The organism is Rhizobium sp. KDH_Rht_773_N (assembly GCF_052946295.1).
Genome location: NZ_CM129525.1, coordinates 1,389,487 through 1,404,828 on the forward strand (window position 1 = coordinate 1,389,487; position 15,342 = coordinate 1,404,828).

The window sequence follows — 15,342 nt, forward strand, 5'->3', positions numbered from 1 at the left end:
GACATTGCATCCCAAAAACATGAAGCCGGTTTCATCCCGAACCCGGAGATCGCAGAATTCATATGACTGAAATCGCAAAGCCGCTCTTCGGCCACCCCTGGATCTTCATCCGCGGCGTGCCTTCCCTGAAGTTCCTTCCGCCGGAAGGGCCGCTGGAAGTGGCGTTCGCCGGCCGCTCGAATGTCGGCAAATCGTCGCTGATCAACGCGCTGGTCGGTCAGAAGGGCCTGGCGCGCACCTCCAATACGCCGGGACGCACGCAAGAGCTCAACTATTTCGTTCCGGACGGTTATTCCGGCGAAGGCAGCGACCTGCCGCCGATGGCGCTGGTCGACATGCCGGGCTACGGCTATGCGCAGGCGCCCAAGGAGCAGGTGGACAACTGGACGAAGCTCGTCTTCGACTATCTGCGCGGCCGCGCGACGCTGAAGCGCGTCTATGTGCTGATCGACAGCCGTCACGGTATCAAGAAGAACGACGAAGAGGTGCTGACGCTGCTCGACAAGGCGGCCGTCTCCTATCAGATCGTGCTGACCAAGACGGACAAGATCAAGGCCCCGGCCGTGCCGAAACTCGTTGCCGAAACATCGGAGAAGATCCGCAAGCGGCCGGCCGCCTATCCGGCCGTGCTTTCCACCTCCTCGGAAAAGAACGAGGGACTGGACGACCTGCGGCAGGCGATTGCCGAAACGGTCGGAATAGCCAACTGGAAATAAGAGAGGCGCCGCAAGGACGCCTCCCAGAGCATTTCCGGCGAAAACGGAGCGCCTTCAACGCTCCGGCTCATTGTTTTCTCCGCAATTCCGGACGCAAGACCGGTTCGCGCTTTTGCTGGAATTGCTTTAGGCGCCGCCCTTACATCCTGGGCAGCAACACCTCGTCGACGACGTGGATGACGCCGTTCGACTGTTTGACGTCGGCAATGGTGACGTGGGCAACGCCGCCGTTTTCATCCGTCAGCGTGATCTTGCCCATGCTTTCCTTCGCTTTGAGCACGCAGCCGCCGACCGTCTTGATATCATGCTCGCCGCCGTCCTCCTTGATCATCCTGGCGACGGTCTTCGACATGGCGTCGGCGGCAACGACATGGCAGGTCAGGATCTTGACGAGCTTGTCCTTGTTTTCCGGCTTCAGGAGCGTGTCGACAGTGCCTTTCGGCAAGGCGGCGAAGGCCTCGTTGGTCGGGGCAAAGACAGTGAACGGCCCCTTGCCTTCCAGCGTGCCGACCAGGCCGGCGGCCTTCACGGCAGCAACCAGCGTGGTATGATCCTTGGAATTGACGGCATTTTCCACGATGTTCCTGTTCGCATACATCGCGGCACCGCCGACCATCGGGTTCTTTGCCTGAGCGGCGAAAGCGATTGCGGAAAGGGCGGCGGTGAGCGCGGCTGCGCGCAATGCGGACTTGATCATGATCTTCTCCTCTGCACCCGGTCGCAGCCGCCGGCTTCATGCCCTGCGCCGCCCGGATATCAGCAACTACGGAAGAGGCTGCAGAAGAGTTTCAGGAGAATGACCTGTTTACGGCCGGTGGATGGAACCGCTGGCGATGACGGGGCCGCTCGGCTGATGCGTGGGCGAGCCGCCGAAGGGCTCCAAGCTGACGGCCAGCGTCGCGCCATCGGAAATCTGGCCGCGCATGTCGCCCGGTATCAGCAGTTCGCCATTCATGCCCGGCTGGAAAACCCCGAGGGAGCGGGGCGTGCCGCTGCCCGGCACGAGCCAGAGTTCCAGGGATTTCTCCTCCGGCTTGCCGGCCGCGACCGGCACGATCTTCAACCGGCCGCTCTGCATCTCGTAGGAGGCCGCAAGATTGACCTGATTGTTCGGTCCCGAGAGCTCGGCGACCAGCGGCGGCGATGCCGGAGGCTGGGGCACAAGACCGGAGGCAAAGGCGATGACGCCCAGGGTGACGGCAAGCGAGGCAAATGTCAGCGAGCGCCAGAAGCCGGCGGAATTCCAGAGCCCATGCGAAAAGCGCGGCGCAGTTTCCGCATCGGCGAAGAGGCGCGCCTCGATCTGCTTGAAGGTCTCGCGGCTTGGCTGAGCCGCGCCATATTCGTCGTTGAAGCTGGAGAGGTTGACCTCCCAGCGGCTGACGATGGCGGCAAACTGCCGATCGCGGCGCATGCGCTCCTCGACGATCCTGCGATCCTGGAGAGAGAGGACGCCCAGCACATATTCGCCGGCCAGAACCTCGTCGCGGGAGCGGTCTCCCTTGCTTTTGTCGGGCGATGTCATCGTTCCATGCACTCTCTCAGTTTCAGCAGGCTGCGTCTTAGCCATGTCCGCATCGTATTCAGCGGGACACCAAACTGACCGGCCAGTTCCTGATAGCTCAGCCCTTCGACATAAGCTCTTTTCACCGCGACCGCACGATCAGCTTCCAACTCTTCCATGCAGGTGTCAATCCGCCTTCCTTCATCCTTAATCACGACTTGTGCTTCGGGGTCGGGAGCGGCGTCGGCAAGGCCGAGCGCTTCGTCGATTTCGTCGGCGACCGGCTTGCGCGCCCGCAACGCATCGATCGCCTGATTGCGGGCAATGGCCGCAAGCCAGGCGGCCGATGTCGCGGAGCCGGCGGTGAAGGCACCGGCACGCTGCCATATCTTGATGTAGACCTCCTGCAACACTTCTTCCGCCTCGTTCCTGTTTCCAAGGATACGCAGGCAGATCGCCAGAAGTTTCGGACTGGTCTGGTTATAGAGCGCGGCAAAGGCCTTGCGGTCGCCAAGCGCCACGCGGCCGATCAGATCTGCAAAATCCCCAGTCATGTCGCCCTCGAATGAACGATTTCCGGTTCGATAGTTTCAATATGAGCTGGCAGGTTCCCAGGTCGGCCTTAGATACGGAAAACTATTGCGTCCCGGATTATTCCCTCTGTCAAAAACTTGAGATAAAAGGCCGCGATCAATTCCGCGGGGTCCCCCATGAACGAGTCCGAAAGCGAAATCCAGGCACGTCTTCTCGCACAGGCGCTGCCCTTCATGCAGCGCTACGAAAACAAGACCATCGTCGTGAAATACGGCGGCCATGCCATGGGCAATCCCGAACTCGGCAAGGCTTTTGCGAGCGATATCGCGCTGCTCAAGCAGTCGGGCGTCAATCCGATCGTTGTGCATGGCGGCGGCCCGCAGATCGGCGCGATGCTGACGAAGATGGGTATCGAATCCAAGTTCGAGGGCGGGTTGCGCGTCACCGACCAGAAGACGGTCGAGATCGTCGAAATGGTGCTTGCCGGCTCGATCAACAAGGAAATCGTCGCGCTGATCAACCAGACCGGCGAATGGGCGATCGGCCTCTGCGGCAAGGACGGCAACATGGTCTTTGCCGAAAAGGCGCGCAAGACCGTCAAGGATCCCGATTCCAACATCGAGCGCGTGCTCGATCTCGGCTTCGTCGGCGAGGTGGTCGAAGTCGACCGTACGCTGCTCGACCTTCTCGCCCGTTCCGAGATGATCCCGGTCATCGCACCGGTTGCCCCGGGCCGCGACGGCGCGACCTACAATATCAACGCCGACACGTTTGCCGGCGCCATTGCCGGCGCGCTGAACGCCACCCGCCTTCTGTTCCTGACGGACGTGCCCGGCGTGCTCGACAAGCAGGGCAAACTCATCAAGGAACTGTCCGTCGCCGAAGCGCATGCGCTGATTGCCGACGGCACGATTTCCGGCGGCATGATCCCGAAGGTGGAAACCTGCATCGACGCCATCAAGGCGGGCGTGCAGGGCGTCGTCATCCTGAACGGCAAGACGGCCCATTCCGTGCTGCTCGAAATCTTCACCGAGCACGGCGTCGGCACGCTGATCGTTCCCTGACGAAAAGGCGCCCTCCGGCGCCTTTTTTATGCCTCGGCAAAACCAGTCGAAAGCGTCAGACTTTCCCAGGCGTCGATTTCAGCGCTCAAGCCCCTCAGCTTGTCGCGGACAAGGGCCAGCGCGTCGGCGCCGAGCAGCAGATGGACCGGCGGGTTTTCGGCCTCGACAAGCGCCATCACGGCAGCGGCGGCCTTGCGGGGATCGCCGGCCTGCCGGCCGCTCTTTTCCTCGCGCGCCCTGCGGATGGGATCAAAGAGCGCATCGTAATCGGCAATGCTCCTGCCGGTGCGGATCATCGAGCGGCCGGCCCAGTCCGTGCGGAACGAGCCGGGAGCCACCGCCGTCACCGCGATGCCAAAATCCTTGACTTCCTTCGCCAGGACCTCGCTGATGCCTTCCAGCGCAAACTTGCTGCCGCAGTAATAGGCAATGCCCGGCATGGTGATGAAGCCGCCCATCGAGGTGATGTTGATGATGCGGCCTGCCCGCCGCCGGCGCATGAACGGCAGGACGGCCTTCATCATGGCGACGGTGCCGAAGACATTGACCTCGAATTGCCGGCGCATTTCCTCGATCGGCGATTCCTCCAGGGTTCCTTCATGCCCATAGCCGGCATTGTTGATGAGAACGTCCACCGGCCCGACCGTCTTCTCGATGCCGGCAACGGCCGGTTCGATCGCCCCGATATCGGCGACGTCCAGGCGAACCGCCGTTGCCCGCGCCGGCGCCAGGCTCTCGAACGCGGCGGCGGCTTCCTCGTTCCTCACCGTTCCCGCCACGCGGTGGCCCTTCTCCAGTGCGGCCTGCGCAAAGGCACGGCCAAAGCCCGAGCTGACACCGGTAATGAGAAACTGCTTTTCGGTTGAACGCATCGTGCACTCCTGTCCTGATGCGGCCGCGACAGACAGGGCGGCCCGGCCCGTCATGTGGCAGGGGCGGGAGCGCTATTTCCAATATATTGCGCAGGCGAATGCGATATCTTAAAAGTATAGCATGGAGCTTCGTCACCTTCGCTATTTCCTTGCGGTCGCAGAAGAGCTCAATTTCACGCGCGCAGCCCGCAAGGTCGGCATCGGCCAGCCGCCGCTCAGCAATCAGATACGCGATCTTGAAAACGAGATCGGCGCCGCCCTCTTCCGGCGCCTGTCGAACGGTGCGGAACTGACGGCGGCAGGCGAGGCCTTCCTGCCGGAAGCCCGGGCGATCCTGGCTCAGGCCGAACAGGCCAAACAATCCGCCATGCGCGCGGCACGCGGCCAGAGCGGGCGCCTGCGGGTCGGCTTCACCAGTTCGGCGGTGTTCAATCCGGTCGTACCTGCCATCGTCAACGCCTTCCGCGAAAAATATGCGGCCGTTCAATTCGGCCTCGAGGAATCGCCCACCGCACGATTGCTGGAGAGGCTCGAAGGGGAAGAACTCGACGCCGTCTTTATCCGCCCCGGCAGCGGCGACGAACCGCAAGTCCGGTGCCAGCTGCTGGCCGAGGAGCCCATGGTCATCGTGCTGCCGGCAAGGCATCGGCTGTCGGAGGCGCAGACATTGCGCCTTGACGAACTGGCCGGAGAGCGGTTCGTGCTCTTTCCGCGCGAGGCCGGCGCCGGCTTTTTCGACGACATCATCGCCGCGTGCCGGCGGGCCGGATTTGAGCCCGTGCTCGGCCAGTCGGCGCCGCAGATCACCGCCATCGCCAGCCTGGTCGCCGTCGGCCTCGGCGTCTCGGTCGTGCCGAAGGACATGGCGGAGATCAAGGTGCCCGGCGTTCGCTACGTCACGATTTCAGGCGAAGCGCCGACGGCGCGGCTGGCGCTCGCCACAAGACGTGACGAGCGCTCTCCCATCGTGCGCAATTTCCTGGCGCAGGCTTTCGCCACGCAGAAAAGCTTGGCCGGCAACGATCAGTTGGCCGAATAGATCGCCGCGGCGGCTTCCTTCAGCTTTTCCATCATGGCCCGGTAGGGGCCGGGACCATAGCTGATGCGCGAAACGCCGAGCCTTGCAAGCGCAGCCGGATCGGGCGCGCCGGCCTTCATCATGATGTTGACCGGCAGCGCGGATGCGGCGCAGATCCGTTCGATCAATGCCGGTTCGATCAGGCCCGGCACGAAGAAGCCGCTGGCGCCGGCCGCCGCGTAGGCCCTGCCGCGCTCGATCGCCTCATCCACCAATCCGGCATGCCTGGAGCCGTCTCCTTCCTGAAGGAAGAGATCGGTGCGGGCGTTGATGAAGAAATCGATGCCGCGCGCCCTGGCCATTTCCCGGATGGCGCGGATGCGTGCCGCCTGCGCTTCGACAGGATGAAGGCCGGTTTCGCCGACGCGCTGGTCCTCGAAATTGATGCCTACGGCGCCGACCTCGATGAGCTTTGCGACATTGGCCGCCGCACCGGCCGGCTCCGTCGAATAACCGCCTTCGAAATCGACCGAAAGCGGCAGCTCGTTGGCGGCGGTGATCGAGCGGGCCGTCTCGATCAGCACCTCCATCGGCAGCTTCTGGCCGTCGCCATAACCATTGGCGGCGGCGACGGACCAGCTTCCGGTCGCAAGCGCCCTGGCACCGGCCTCCGTCACCGCCCTGGCCGTTCCGGCATCCCAGATATTGTATAGAATGACGGGCGCTCCCTTTCGGTGCAGCGTGCCGAAAAGCTCGGCCTTCTCGTTCTGGTTCATGCTGTCCTCTCCATCTTCTGCGCCATGATCTTTTCCTCGTGCCGAAGCAGCCATTGCTTGCGCCAGAGCCCGCCGCCATAACCGGTCAGCGATCCGTCCGCGCCGAGGATGCGATGGCAGGGCACGATGATGGCGAGCTGGTTGGCGCCGTTGGCCCGGCCGACGGCACGCACGACCTCGGGCCTTTGCATCTCCCTTGCGAGATCGCCATAGGCGCGCGTCTGGCCGGCGGGGATTTCGATGAGCTTTGCCCAGACATGCCTTTCGAAGGGCGTGCCGCCAAGCGCCAGCGGCGTCCTGAAAGTGGTCAGCCGCCCCTCGAAATAGTCCCTGATTTCCGCCTCTACCTGATCGATCGCCGGCGTGCGGCCGATCGCGACCGAGGAGCGGACGCGCTTCTGCAGGGCTTCGAGTTCGGTCGGCAGGGCCTTGCGGTCGTGAAATTCGAGGAGATGCAGATGGGTCCTGTCGGCGACCGCGATCATCGGGCCGAGCGGCGTGTCGAACCAGTCGGCAAAGAGCAGTTCGCGGTTCTGCGAGAGCGCCGGCGCCTTGCCGACAAGGCGCTGGAAGGCCGCCCGGAAGCCGCTCGAGGAACCATAGCCTGCGTCGATCTGCGCATCGATGACGCGCGCGCCGTCGGCCAGTTGCCGGGCAGCCTCGCCGAGCCTGCGGTAGCGGACGATATCGCGGAAGGTCATGCCGAGCGCCCGCTTGAAGGCGCGACGCACGGTCGAGGGATCGTAGCCGCGGCGCACCAGTTCGTCCTCGGTCCAGCGCACATCCGGCTCGCCGTCGAGCCTTGCCAGGAGTTCGTCGACGATCGGCTCGCGGCCCGGCTGCTCCAGCGGCCGGCAGCGCTGGCAGGGACGGAAGCCGGAATGCATGCAGGCGGCGATCGTATCGAAGAAGATGGTGTTTTCCCGCTTCGGCTTGCGCGCCGGGCAGGTCAGGCGGCAGAAGATACCTGTCGTCTTCACGCAGACATAGGCCTGGCCCTCGTAATCGGCGCTGCGGGCGATCAGGGCATCGTAGAGCGTATCATCGTCGGGGCGTTCGAAAAGCATGTTCGCTTTCTAGCACTCCGCGCTTCGGTCGTCCGCCGAAAATCGGGCGTCTATTTTCTCTTCGTGATTTTCTTGGCGCTGCAGCCGTGCCATAAGGTCGGCCATGACAAAGATCGACCGCACGCCCAGCAAGAATGATTTCGAGCATGTGACCGAATGGGTCTTCGACCTCGACAACACGCTCTACCCGCATCACATCAATCTCTTCGCGCAGATCGACAAGAACATGACGGCCTATGTCGCGGCGCTGTTGCAGATGGAGCACGACGAGGCGCGCAAGCTGCAGAAGCAATATTATCTCGAACATGGGACGACGCTGCAGGGCCTGATGATCCATCACGGGATCGATCCCAACGACTTCCTCGAAAAGGCGCATGCGATCGACTATTCGGCGCTGACCCCGCAGCCGGAGCTCGCCGAAGCCATCAAGGCGCTGCCGGGGCGCAAGTTCATCTTCACCAACGGCAGCGTCCAGCATGCGCAGGCAACGGCCGGCGCGCTCGGCATTCTCGACAATTTCGACGATATTTTCGATATCGTCGCGGCCGATTACCTGCCGAAGCCGGCGCAGGCAACCTATGACAAGTTCACGGCGCTGAAGAAGGTCAAGACCGACAAGGCCGCCATGTTCGAGGATCTGCCGCGCAACCTCACGGTGCCGAAGGCGCTCGGCATGCAGACCGTCCTGCTGGTGCCGCGCAACCTGGAGGAAACGGTCGTCGAGTGGTGGGAGAAGACGAGCGGCGAGGACGATCACATCGACTTCGTCACCGACGATCTCGCTGATTTCCTGAAGAAGATTACCGCCTAGCTTACTAAAGTTTCATCCATCTTACAGATGTTTAACTGGGCCGTGGCGCGGTTCGGCCCTACCTTTCGTAGCGAGGGACATCCTACGAAAGGACGCACTGACATGTACCGCAACAAGCTTATCCTGACGGCGCTTTCCTCTGTTCTCCTGCTCGGCGCAGCCGCCGGCGCGAGCTTCGCCGCCCCCGGCGACCGGCCCGACCGTCCGGGGCATCACGGCAGGATGGAGCATGGCATGATGGGCGGACCGCGCGGCGCTGCCTTCCGCGAAATCGCCTTTGTGCGCATGCTGAAACAGTTCGATGCCAACAAGGACGGACAGGTTTCCAAGCAGGAGGCGACCGACGGCATGGAGAAGATCTTTGCCGCTATCGACACCAACCATGACGGTTCCCTCACTCCGGGCGAAATCCGCGATTACCGCCAGGCCCAGTTCAAGGCCCGCCGCGAAGCCGTCTCGGCCCAAAAGGGCGATGCCGATGAGAACGCCGCCGCGGCGACCGCCGACGACAGGGATCACGGCCGCCACGGCCGTCATGGAATGCGCATGCGCATCATGGGCGCTTCGCTGATGATGCATCGCATCGACACCGACGAGAACGGCCAGATCAGCAAGCAGGAGGCGGAAACCGCCTTCAACAAGTTCTTCGACCGGATGGACCGCAACAAGGACGGCGTGATCTCGATCGACGACATGCCGGACCGGCCCTTCCTCTAAGGACCGTCCGGCTTCACCTTCGATATCGCGAGGGTTTGCCCGTCACCCGGAGCCCTCTTCCCGCCCGCGGGGAGAGGGCCTTTCGCTGCGCGCTCTATTCGCGGTGCTCGTAAAAGTCCTGGACGATCTTCCAGGCCTCGTCGGCGGTATCGACAAAGCTGATCAGGTTGACGTCTTCGGGCGCGATCGTTCCGAATTCGGCAAGCGCATCGAAATTGATGATGCTGCGCCAGAATTTCGAGCCGAAGAGCAGCAGCGGGATGCGCTCCATGCGGCCGGTCTGGATCAGCGTCAGGCATTCGAAGAATTCGTCCAGCGTGCCGAAGCCGCCGGGGAAGACCGCAACCGCCTTGGCGCGCACCATGAAATGCATCTTGCGGATTGCGAAATAGTGGAAGTTGAAGCTGAGCTCGGGCGTCACATAGGCATTCGGCGCCTGCTCGTGCGGCAGCACGATATTGAGGCCGATCGAGGGCGCGCCCTCATCCGCTGCCCCCCGGTTTCCCGCCTCCATCACGCCCGGACCGCCGCCGGTGACGACGACATATTCGTGGAAATCGAAGCCGGCCGCATAACGCGAGCACAGGCGGGCGAACTTGCGGGCCTCGTCGTAATAGACCGATGCGGCTTCCAGGTTCGCGCGCTGTGTCTCGTTGCGGGCGGCCCAGGCGCTCTGGCCGGGGGCGGGAATGCGAGCCCCGCCGAACATGACGACCGTCGACTTGATGCCGCGCTCGGCCATCATCATCTCGACTTTCAAGAGTTCGAGCTGCAGGCGGATCGGGCGCAGTTCCTCACGGCAGAGGAAATCCTCGTCCACATAGGCAAGACGATAGGCCGGCGAGAGGGTCTGCGGCGTCTTTGGAACCGCTTCCGCGCGCTGCCTGTCGCTCGAACTGCTCTTCAACGGGTCCCAGACACCGTCCTTGCGCCGCGCGCCGCCGTTTCTTGCCTTTGCCATGTCGAAATGCCTTTCAGTATCACCGGCCACAAGTGACCGGATATGTCGCTATAACGCCTTGAATCCAGATATGATCTTGTCCGAAAAATCATTCCATTTTACGGGCGCATGCTGTAGATCGGGTGACGACCCGCCAACCGCAATTCCGGAGACTCCGCCGTCTCCACGATAAAGATCGAAGTTTAAGGAATTCTCATGAGCGCCACCGACCTCGCATCCCTCGAAAAGACCATCGAAACCGCCTTCGACAATCGCGACAATGTGAACATGTCGACGAAGGGCGAAGTGCGCGATGCGGTCGAGGCAGCGCTCAACCTGCTGGACGCAGGCAAGGCGCGCGTGGCCGAGCGCGGTGCCGACGGCGCCTGGAAGGTCAATCAGTGGCTGAAGAAGGCCGTATTGCTCTCCTTCCGTCTCAACGACATGGAAGTGGTCAAGGGCGGTCCCGGCCAGTCGACGTGGTGGGACAAGGTTCCCTCGAAATTCGAAGGCTGGGGCGAGAGCCAGTTTCGCGCCGCCGGCTTCCGCGCCGTGCCGAACGCGGTGGTGCGCCGCTCGGCCTATATCGCTCCGAACGCCATCCTGATGCCGTCCTTCGTCAATCTCGGCGCCTATGTCGGCGAAGGCACGATGGTCGATACCTGGGCGACGGTCGGCTCCTGCGCGCAGATCGGCAAGCACGTGCATCTTTCCGGCGGCGTCGGCATCGGCGGCGTTCTGGAGCCGATGCAGGCCGGCCCGACGATCATCGAGGACAATTGCTTCATCGGCGCGCGTTCCGAAGTCGTCGAAGGCTGCATCATCCGCGAAGGCTCGGTGCTCGGCATGGGCGTCTTCATCGGCAAGTCGACCAAGATCGTCGACCGCGCCACCGGCGAGATCACCTATGGCGAAGTGCCGCCCTATTCCGTCGTCGTGGCGGGCTCGCTGCCATCCGACAAGACGATGGCAAACGGCCTGGCCGCGCCGAACCTCTATTGCGCCGTGATCGTCAAGCGCGTCGACGAGCAGACCCGTTCCAAGACGGGCATCAACGAGCTGCTCAGAGATTGATGACAGCCCGAATTTGATTCGGTAAACAAGCGGCGTCTTTTGGGCGAGGCGGCGCTGCGCCTTGCCACGCCTTTGCCATTCCCACCGGATAATTCCACCGTCATGACCGCTACGAATCCTGTCGCCAACCTTCAGACCCTGATCCGCTGCCCGTCCGTGACGCCGGCGGAAGGCGGCGCGCTTTCCGCGCTGGAAGCCATGCTTTCGCCGCTCGGTTTCACGGTCGAGCGGATGGTGGCGACGGAAGCCGGCACGCCCGACGTGGAAAATCTCTATGCCCGGCTCGGCACCGAAGGGCCGCACCTGATGTTTGCCGGCCATACCGACGTCGTGCCCGTCGGCGACGAAGCGGCCTGGACGCATCCGCCCTTTGCCGCCGAGATCGCCGGTGGCGAGCTGTTCGGCCGCGGCGCAGTCGACATGAAGGGCGGCATTGCCTGTTTTGCCGCAGCCGTTGCCCGCCATGTCGAAAAGCACGGGCCGCCGAAAGGGTCGATCTCCTTCCTGATCACCGGCGACGAGGAAGGCCCGTCCATCAACGGCACGATCAAGCTCCTGCAATGGGCTGCCGGACGCGGCGAGACCTGGGATGCCTGCGTCGTCGGCGAGCCCACCAATCCGAACAGGCTCGGCGACATGATCAAGATCGGCCGGCGCGGTTCGCTCTCGGGAAAGATCGTCGTGCACGGCGTGCAGGGCCATGCGGCCTATCCGCATCTTGCCGACAATCCCGTGCGCGGCATGCTGCAACTGACCCAGGCGCTCATGGACCCGCCCTTCGATGCCGGCACCGACAATTTCCAGCCGTCCAATCTCGAAGTGACGACGATCGATGTCGGCAACCCGGCAACGAACGTCATTCCGGCCAGGGCTTCGGCAAGCTTCAACATCCGCTTCAACGATACCTGGACGGCCGACACGCTGCGGGCCGAGATCGTCAGGCGCCTCGATGCCGCCGCTGCCGGCGGCACCTTGCGGCCGGGCCGCGCGCCGGTCAGATACGAGATCGTCTGGGCCGACCGGCCAAGCCATGTCTTCCTGACGCGCAACAATGCGCTGATCGCCTCCCTGTCCTCGGCGGTCGAGAGCGTCACGGGCGCAGCGCCGGCGCTATCGACCACCGGCGGCACCTCGGACGCGCGTTTCATCAAGGATTATTGCCCGGTCGTGGAATTCGGCCTTGTCGGCCAGACCATGCACATGGTCGACGAGCGGGTTGCCGTTGCGGATCTGGAAACGCTGACGGCGATCTACGAGACTTTCATCGAACGATGGTTTGAGAGTACCGGGGTTTGAGAATGCCGGGCTTCAGAGAGGTTCAATATTATCTCGCCGGCATCTGGCTGCTGATCAAACTCGATCCGCGCGGCTTCCGCTTCCTCGATATATCCGATCGTGGCGTCAACCGTTCCTTCTGGGCGATCGTCTGGTGCCTGCCGCCGACCGGTATTTACTGGCTGTCGTGGCGCAATGCCTTCCTCCGCTCGATGCCGCCGGAGACGAATGTCGGGTTTCCGTTCTATTTCCGGCTTGGGCTCGTCGAGCTTGCGAACTGGTTCGTGCCGCTCGTCTTTGCAGGGCTCTTGCTGCTCGCCTTCCGCATGGGCGAGCGCTTCGCGCCTGTTGTCGTCAGCGTCAACTGGCTGGGCGTGCCGCTTGCCTATATCAACGGGCTGCTGCTGGCGCTCGCCTTTTTCCTGCCGGGCTCCGTCGGCATCGTATCGCTGCTGCTGCTGGTCTTCATGCTGGCGCAGGTCTTCGTGCTGGCGCGCATTCTCCGGATGATCTGCCACGGCCATGCCCTGATGGTCGGCGCCCTGACGCTGGTGCTGCTGGTGCCCTCGATGATGCTGTCGGAATACCTGCAGAATTTTCTCGGCATCTATCCGGCATGAATCAGGAAAAATCGTCCTCGTCATCGGCAGGCCTGCGGCGATCGGTGATTACATCGGGATAATCGACCTGCATGAAATAGAGCCCGTCCGGCGGCGCCACGGGGCCGCAGGCCTTGCGGTCGCGCGCATCGAGTGCTGCGCGCACATCGGCGGGCGTCCACTTGCCCTCGCCTGCCAGTTTCAACGTTCCGGCAAAAGAGCGGATCTGGTTGTGCAGGAAGCTCTGGGCCGTCGCACGGATCTCGATGAGCTCGCCGTTGCGGGTCACGTCCAGCCGGTCGAGCGTGCGCACCGGGCTGTTGGCCTGACAGTGGGCCGAACGGAAGGTCGAAAAATCGTGCTTGCCGACAAGCGTCTGGGCGGCGGCATGCATCACTTCGTGATCCAGCGCCTTCGGCACCCACCAGGCCTTGCCCGCTTCCAGCGCCAGCGGCGCGCGGCGGCTGACGATGCGGTAGAGATAGTGCCGGCGCAGCGCCGAAAAGCGGGCATCGAAGAACTCGCTCGCCACTTCGACATCGAGGATCGCCACCTTTTCACCGGCAAGCTTCAGATGGGCGTTCAGCGCATTCTGCAGCTTGAAGGGCAGCCAGTCCTTCGAAAGGTCGGCATGGATGACCTGACCCATAGCATGAACGCCGGAATCGGTGCGTCCGGCACCGCGGATGGAAACGGTATCGCCCGATGCCGAAAAGATCGCCTGTTCGATCGCGCCCTGTACCGAGGGTCCGTTGTCCTGCCGCTGCCAGCCGACATAGGGGCCGCCGTCATATTCGACGATCATGCGGTATCGCGGCATCAGGCGAGCCTCGTGCCCGCGGCAAGCGGGGTGCCGCGCAGGAAGTCGGCCGATGCAAGCGGCTTGCCGCCAGCCTTCTGAAGCCTGGTGAGGCGAACGGCACCGGTGCCGCAGGCAACGACGAGATCGTCCGACAGAAGCGTGCCGGCAGCGCCCTCGCCCGGCGCAGGCTCGCAGCCGAGCACCTTGACGCGCTCCGCCCTGCCGTTGCTCTCGAGCTCGAACCAGGCGCCGGGGAAGGGTGCCAGACCGCGAATATGATTGTGGACGTCCCTGGCGTTGCGGCTGAAATCGATGCGGGTTTCGGCCTTGTCGATCTTGGCGGCATAGAGCACGCCTTCCGCCGGCTGCGGCGTCAGCGGCAGATCGCCCATTTCCAGCTTGACCATGGCCTCGGCCATCGCCTTGGCGCCCACATGCATCAGGCGGTCGTGCAATTCGCCTGCCGTCATGTTCGGGCCGATCTCGACTTCGCGGGTCAGCGCCACATCGCCGGTATCGAGGCCCTTGTCCATTTTCATGACCATCATGCCGGTCTTTTCGTCGCCGGCCATGATCGCCCGCTGGATGGGGGCCGCGCCGCGCCAGCGCGGCAGCAGCGAGGCGTGGCCGTTATAGCAGCCGTAACGCGTGCCGGTCAGGATAGCCTCGGGCAGCAGCAGCCCGTAGGCGACGACGACGCCGACATCGGCGCCGAGCGCCCGGAACCGCTCACGCTCATCCGGATCCTTGAAATTGACCGGGGTAAAGACCGGCAGGCCAAGCAGTTCGGCCGCCTGATGCACGGGAGACTTCTGCAGGTCGAGGCCGCGCCGCCCGCCCGGCCGTGGCGGCTGGGTATAGACGGCGACGATCCGATGGCCGGCCTCGACGAGCAGGCGCAGCGTCGGGACGGAAAAGTCGGGCGTTCCCATGAACACGATACGAAGAGACATTCTATCTCGCCAATTGAGGATCAGCCGTCTTCAAACGGGTTTACGAGCCTGAGATCAAGCCCCTCGAATTCTTCCGCAGCGCCGCCGTCGGCCCGTTCAGAGCGCCTTGGATTTGGCCGCCTTGGTGAACTTCTTGATTACCATCTCACGCTTCAGCCGCGAGATATGATCGATGAAGAGCACGCCGTTCAGGTGATCGATCTCGTGCTGGAGACAGGTCGCGAGAAGCCCGTCGGCCTCGACGCTCTGTTCCTTGCCGTCGCGGTCCAGATAGTTGACCGTGACTTTGGCGGGGCGTTCGACCTCCGCATAATAGTCGGGAATGGACAGGCAGCCTTCCTCGTAGACGGAACGTTCGTCGGAGGAGCTGACGATCTCCGGATTGATGAAGACGAGCGGCTGCTTCTCCTCGCCTTCCTTCGAAAGATCGATGACGAGCATGCGGCGGGCAACGCCGATCTGGATCGCGGCAAGGCCGATGCCCGGCGCGTCATACATCGTCTCCAGCATGTCGTCGGACAGGCGCTGGAGATCGGCATCGACCCGCTCGATCGGCTTGGAAACCTGGCGGAGGACGGGATCGGGAAGAATGATGAGTGGCTTGATGGTCATGGCGTTCC

At 63.2% G+C, this 15,342-nt stretch carries 18 protein-coding genes; 8 read left to right on the forward strand and 10 right to left on the reverse strand.

The features are described from left to right. Positions 1-62 precede the first annotated feature (62 nt). Positions 63-716, forward strand: a complete 654-nt coding sequence (gene yihA / locus ACU8HS_RS07100; RefSeq protein ID WP_447015671.1) for a ribosome biogenesis GTP-binding protein YihA/YsxC — start codon at positions 63-65, stop codon at positions 714-716. Positions 717-855: 139 nt separating this feature from the next. Here yihA and ACU8HS_RS07105 read toward each other — a convergent pair whose 3' ends face one another. The 3 genes from ACU8HS_RS07105 to ACU8HS_RS07115 form a co-directional block, all read right to left on the reverse strand. Continuing rightward, positions 856-1,413 (reverse strand): fasciclin domain-containing protein, encoded by a 558-nt coding sequence (locus ACU8HS_RS07105; RefSeq protein WP_112753913.1) that lies wholly within the window; start codon positions 1,411-1,413, stop codon positions 856-858. A gap of 108 nt (positions 1,414-1,521) precedes the next feature. After that, positions 1,522-2,241 carry an anti-sigma factor domain-containing protein gene (locus ACU8HS_RS07110; protein ID WP_112705067.1) on the reverse strand — a complete coding sequence of 240 codons (720 nt, stop codon included), beginning with the start codon at positions 2,239-2,241 and terminating at the stop codon, positions 1,522-1,524. Next, positions 2,238-2,774, reverse strand: a complete 537-nt coding sequence (locus ACU8HS_RS07115) for a sigma-70 family RNA polymerase sigma factor (protein ID WP_112758101.1) — start codon at positions 2,772-2,774, stop codon at positions 2,238-2,240. Before ACU8HS_RS07115 ends, ACU8HS_RS07110 begins: the two co-directional genes overlap by 4 nt. Before the next feature lie 156 nt (positions 2,775-2,930). Between ACU8HS_RS07115 and argB the strand changes: the two genes are divergently transcribed. Further along, a complete protein-coding gene (gene argB, locus ACU8HS_RS07120; RefSeq protein ID WP_037100983.1) occupies positions 2,931-3,818 on the forward strand; it encodes an acetylglutamate kinase in 888 nt (295 codons plus the stop codon). A gap of 26 nt (positions 3,819-3,844) precedes the next feature. On the opposite strand, the gene ACU8HS_RS07125 is transcribed toward argB, so the two are convergent. Next, the gene (locus tag ACU8HS_RS07125) at positions 3,845-4,690 is read right to left on the reverse strand and encodes an oxidoreductase (RefSeq protein WP_447015672.1); all 846 of its coding nucleotides are present in this window, start codon (positions 4,688-4,690) and stop codon (positions 3,845-3,847) included. 121 nt (positions 4,691-4,811) lie between these two features. Here ACU8HS_RS07125 and ACU8HS_RS07130 point away from each other — a divergent pair, with 121 nt between their 5' ends. After that, the gene (locus ACU8HS_RS07130) at positions 4,812-5,729 is read left to right on the forward strand and encodes a LysR family transcriptional regulator (protein ID WP_447015673.1); all 918 of its coding nucleotides are present in this window, start codon (positions 4,812-4,814) and stop codon (positions 5,727-5,729) included. On the opposite strand, the gene ACU8HS_RS07135 is transcribed toward ACU8HS_RS07130, so the two are convergent. Together ACU8HS_RS07135 and ACU8HS_RS07140 are read right to left on the reverse strand one after the other, a co-directional pair. Further along, complete coding sequence (locus tag ACU8HS_RS07135) at positions 5,714-6,484, reverse strand: isocitrate lyase/PEP mutase family protein (RefSeq protein WP_377313580.1); 771 nt, start codon at positions 6,482-6,484, stop codon at positions 5,714-5,716. The two genes, ACU8HS_RS07130 and ACU8HS_RS07135, sit on opposite strands and share 16 nt — an antisense overlap. Continuing rightward, a complete protein-coding gene (locus ACU8HS_RS07140; protein ID WP_447015674.1) occupies positions 6,481-7,551 on the reverse strand; it encodes a bifunctional transcriptional activator/DNA repair enzyme AdaA in 1,071 nt (356 codons plus the stop codon). The genes ACU8HS_RS07135 and ACU8HS_RS07140 overlap by 4 nt, the downstream gene beginning before the upstream one ends. 103 nt (positions 7,552-7,654) lie before the next feature. Here ACU8HS_RS07140 and ACU8HS_RS07145 point away from each other — a divergent pair, with 103 nt between their 5' ends. Both ACU8HS_RS07145 and ACU8HS_RS07150 read left to right on the forward strand, forming a co-directional pair. Further along, the gene (locus ACU8HS_RS07145; protein ID WP_447015675.1) at positions 7,655-8,362 is read left to right on the forward strand and encodes a pyrimidine 5'-nucleotidase; all 708 of its coding nucleotides are present in this window, start codon (positions 7,655-7,657) and stop codon (positions 8,360-8,362) included. A 102-nt stretch (positions 8,363-8,464) separates the two neighbouring features. After that, complete coding sequence (locus ACU8HS_RS07150) at positions 8,465-9,079, forward strand: EF-hand domain-containing protein (RefSeq protein WP_112565409.1); 615 nt, start codon at positions 8,465-8,467, stop codon at positions 9,077-9,079. A gap of 94 nt (positions 9,080-9,173) precedes the next feature. Here the strand turns inward: ACU8HS_RS07150 and ACU8HS_RS07155 are convergent, their stop codons facing one another. After that, positions 9,174-10,040, reverse strand: a complete 867-nt coding sequence (locus ACU8HS_RS07155) for an LOG family protein (protein ID WP_112565407.1) — start codon at positions 10,038-10,040, stop codon at positions 9,174-9,176. A gap of 195 nt (positions 10,041-10,235) precedes the next feature. Between ACU8HS_RS07155 and dapD the strand changes: the two genes are divergently transcribed. The 3 genes from dapD to ACU8HS_RS07170 all read left to right on the forward strand — a co-directional run bounded on the left by dapD (position 10,236) and on the right by ACU8HS_RS07170 (position 12,988). Continuing rightward, positions 10,236-11,093 carry a 2,3,4,5-tetrahydropyridine-2,6-dicarboxylate N-succinyltransferase gene (gene dapD / locus ACU8HS_RS07160; protein ID WP_112565405.1) on the forward strand — a complete coding sequence of 286 codons (858 nt, stop codon included), beginning with the start codon at positions 10,236-10,238 and terminating at the stop codon, positions 11,091-11,093. Between the two features lie 102 nt (positions 11,094-11,195). Beyond that, positions 11,196-12,389 carry a succinyl-diaminopimelate desuccinylase gene (dapE, locus tag ACU8HS_RS07165; RefSeq protein ID WP_112565403.1) on the forward strand — a complete coding sequence of 398 codons (1,194 nt, stop codon included), beginning with the start codon at positions 11,196-11,198 and terminating at the stop codon, positions 12,387-12,389. Positions 12,390-12,391: 2 nt separating this feature from the next. After that, a complete protein-coding gene (locus tag ACU8HS_RS07170) occupies positions 12,392-12,988 on the forward strand; it encodes a hypothetical protein (protein ID WP_112565401.1) in 597 nt (198 codons plus the stop codon). Position 12,989: 1 nt separating this feature from the next. Here the strand turns inward: ACU8HS_RS07170 and truA are convergent, their stop codons facing one another. The 3 genes from truA to def form a co-directional block, all read right to left on the reverse strand. Beyond that, the gene (gene truA, locus ACU8HS_RS07175) at positions 12,990-13,787 is read right to left on the reverse strand and encodes a tRNA pseudouridine(38-40) synthase TruA (RefSeq protein WP_447015676.1); all 798 of its coding nucleotides are present in this window, start codon (positions 13,785-13,787) and stop codon (positions 12,990-12,992) included. After that, positions 13,787-14,722 (reverse strand): methionyl-tRNA formyltransferase, encoded by a 936-nt coding sequence (fmt, locus tag ACU8HS_RS07180; protein ID WP_447015677.1) that lies wholly within the window; start codon positions 14,720-14,722, stop codon positions 13,787-13,789. The genes truA and fmt overlap by 1 nt, the downstream gene beginning before the upstream one ends. A 96-nt stretch (positions 14,723-14,818) precedes the next feature. Next, positions 14,819-15,334, reverse strand: coding sequence for a peptide deformylase (gene def / locus ACU8HS_RS07185; protein WP_112565395.1), 516 nt, complete (start codon positions 15,332-15,334; stop codon positions 14,819-14,821). Positions 15,335-15,342 lie beyond the last annotated feature (8 nt).

What these genes read in the sequence shown, in the direction of transcription:
- ACU8HS_RS07145 (WP_447015675.1), top strand. Translation starts at nt 7,655, where the DNA reads ATGACAAAGATCGACCGCACGCCCAGCAAGAATGATTTCGAGCATGTG.
- ACU8HS_RS07125 (WP_447015672.1), bottom strand. Translation starts at nt 4,690, where the DNA reads ATGCGTTCAACCGAAAAGCAGTTTCTCATTACCGGTGTCAGCTCGGGC.
- ACU8HS_RS07110 (WP_112705067.1), bottom strand. Translation starts at nt 2,241, where the DNA reads ATGACATCGCCCGACAAAAGCAAGGGAGACCGCTCCCGCGACGAGGTT.
- yihA (WP_447015671.1), top strand. Translation starts at nt 63, where the DNA reads ATGACTGAAATCGCAAAGCCGCTCTTCGGCCACCCCTGGATCTTCATC.
- ACU8HS_RS07170 (WP_112565401.1), top strand. Translation starts at nt 12,392, where the DNA reads ATGCCGGGCTTCAGAGAGGTTCAATATTATCTCGCCGGCATCTGGCTG.
- dapE (WP_112565403.1), top strand. Translation starts at nt 11,196, where the DNA reads ATGACCGCTACGAATCCTGTCGCCAACCTTCAGACCCTGATCCGCTGC.
- dapD (WP_112565405.1), top strand. Translation starts at nt 10,236, where the DNA reads ATGAGCGCCACCGACCTCGCATCCCTCGAAAAGACCATCGAAACCGCC.
- ACU8HS_RS07105 (WP_112753913.1), bottom strand. Translation starts at nt 1,413, where the DNA reads ATGATCAAGTCCGCATTGCGCGCAGCCGCGCTCACCGCCGCCCTTTCC.
- ACU8HS_RS07155 (WP_112565407.1), bottom strand. Translation starts at nt 10,040, where the DNA reads ATGGCAAAGGCAAGAAACGGCGGCGCGCGGCGCAAGGACGGTGTCTGG.
- argB (WP_037100983.1), top strand. Translation starts at nt 2,931, where the DNA reads ATGAACGAGTCCGAAAGCGAAATCCAGGCACGTCTTCTCGCACAGGCG.
- ACU8HS_RS07130 (WP_447015673.1), top strand. Translation starts at nt 4,812, where the DNA reads ATGGAGCTTCGTCACCTTCGCTATTTCCTTGCGGTCGCAGAAGAGCTC.
- def (WP_112565395.1), bottom strand. Translation starts at nt 15,334, where the DNA reads ATGACCATCAAGCCACTCATCATTCTTCCCGATCCCGTCCTCCGCCAG.
- ACU8HS_RS07150 (WP_112565409.1), top strand. Translation starts at nt 8,465, where the DNA reads ATGTACCGCAACAAGCTTATCCTGACGGCGCTTTCCTCTGTTCTCCTG.
- ACU8HS_RS07140 (WP_447015674.1), bottom strand. Translation starts at nt 7,551, where the DNA reads ATGCTTTTCGAACGCCCCGACGATGATACGCTCTACGATGCCCTGATC.
- ACU8HS_RS07115 (WP_112758101.1), bottom strand. Translation starts at nt 2,774, where the DNA reads ATGACTGGGGATTTTGCAGATCTGATCGGCCGCGTGGCGCTTGGCGAC.
- ACU8HS_RS07135 (WP_377313580.1), bottom strand. Translation starts at nt 6,484, where the DNA reads ATGAACCAGAACGAGAAGGCCGAGCTTTTCGGCACGCTGCACCGAAAG.
- truA (WP_447015676.1), bottom strand. Translation starts at nt 13,787, where the DNA reads ATGCCGCGATACCGCATGATCGTCGAATATGACGGCGGCCCCTATGTC.
- fmt (WP_447015677.1), bottom strand. Translation starts at nt 14,722, where the DNA reads ATGTCTCTTCGTATCGTGTTCATGGGAACGCCCGACTTTTCCGTCCCG.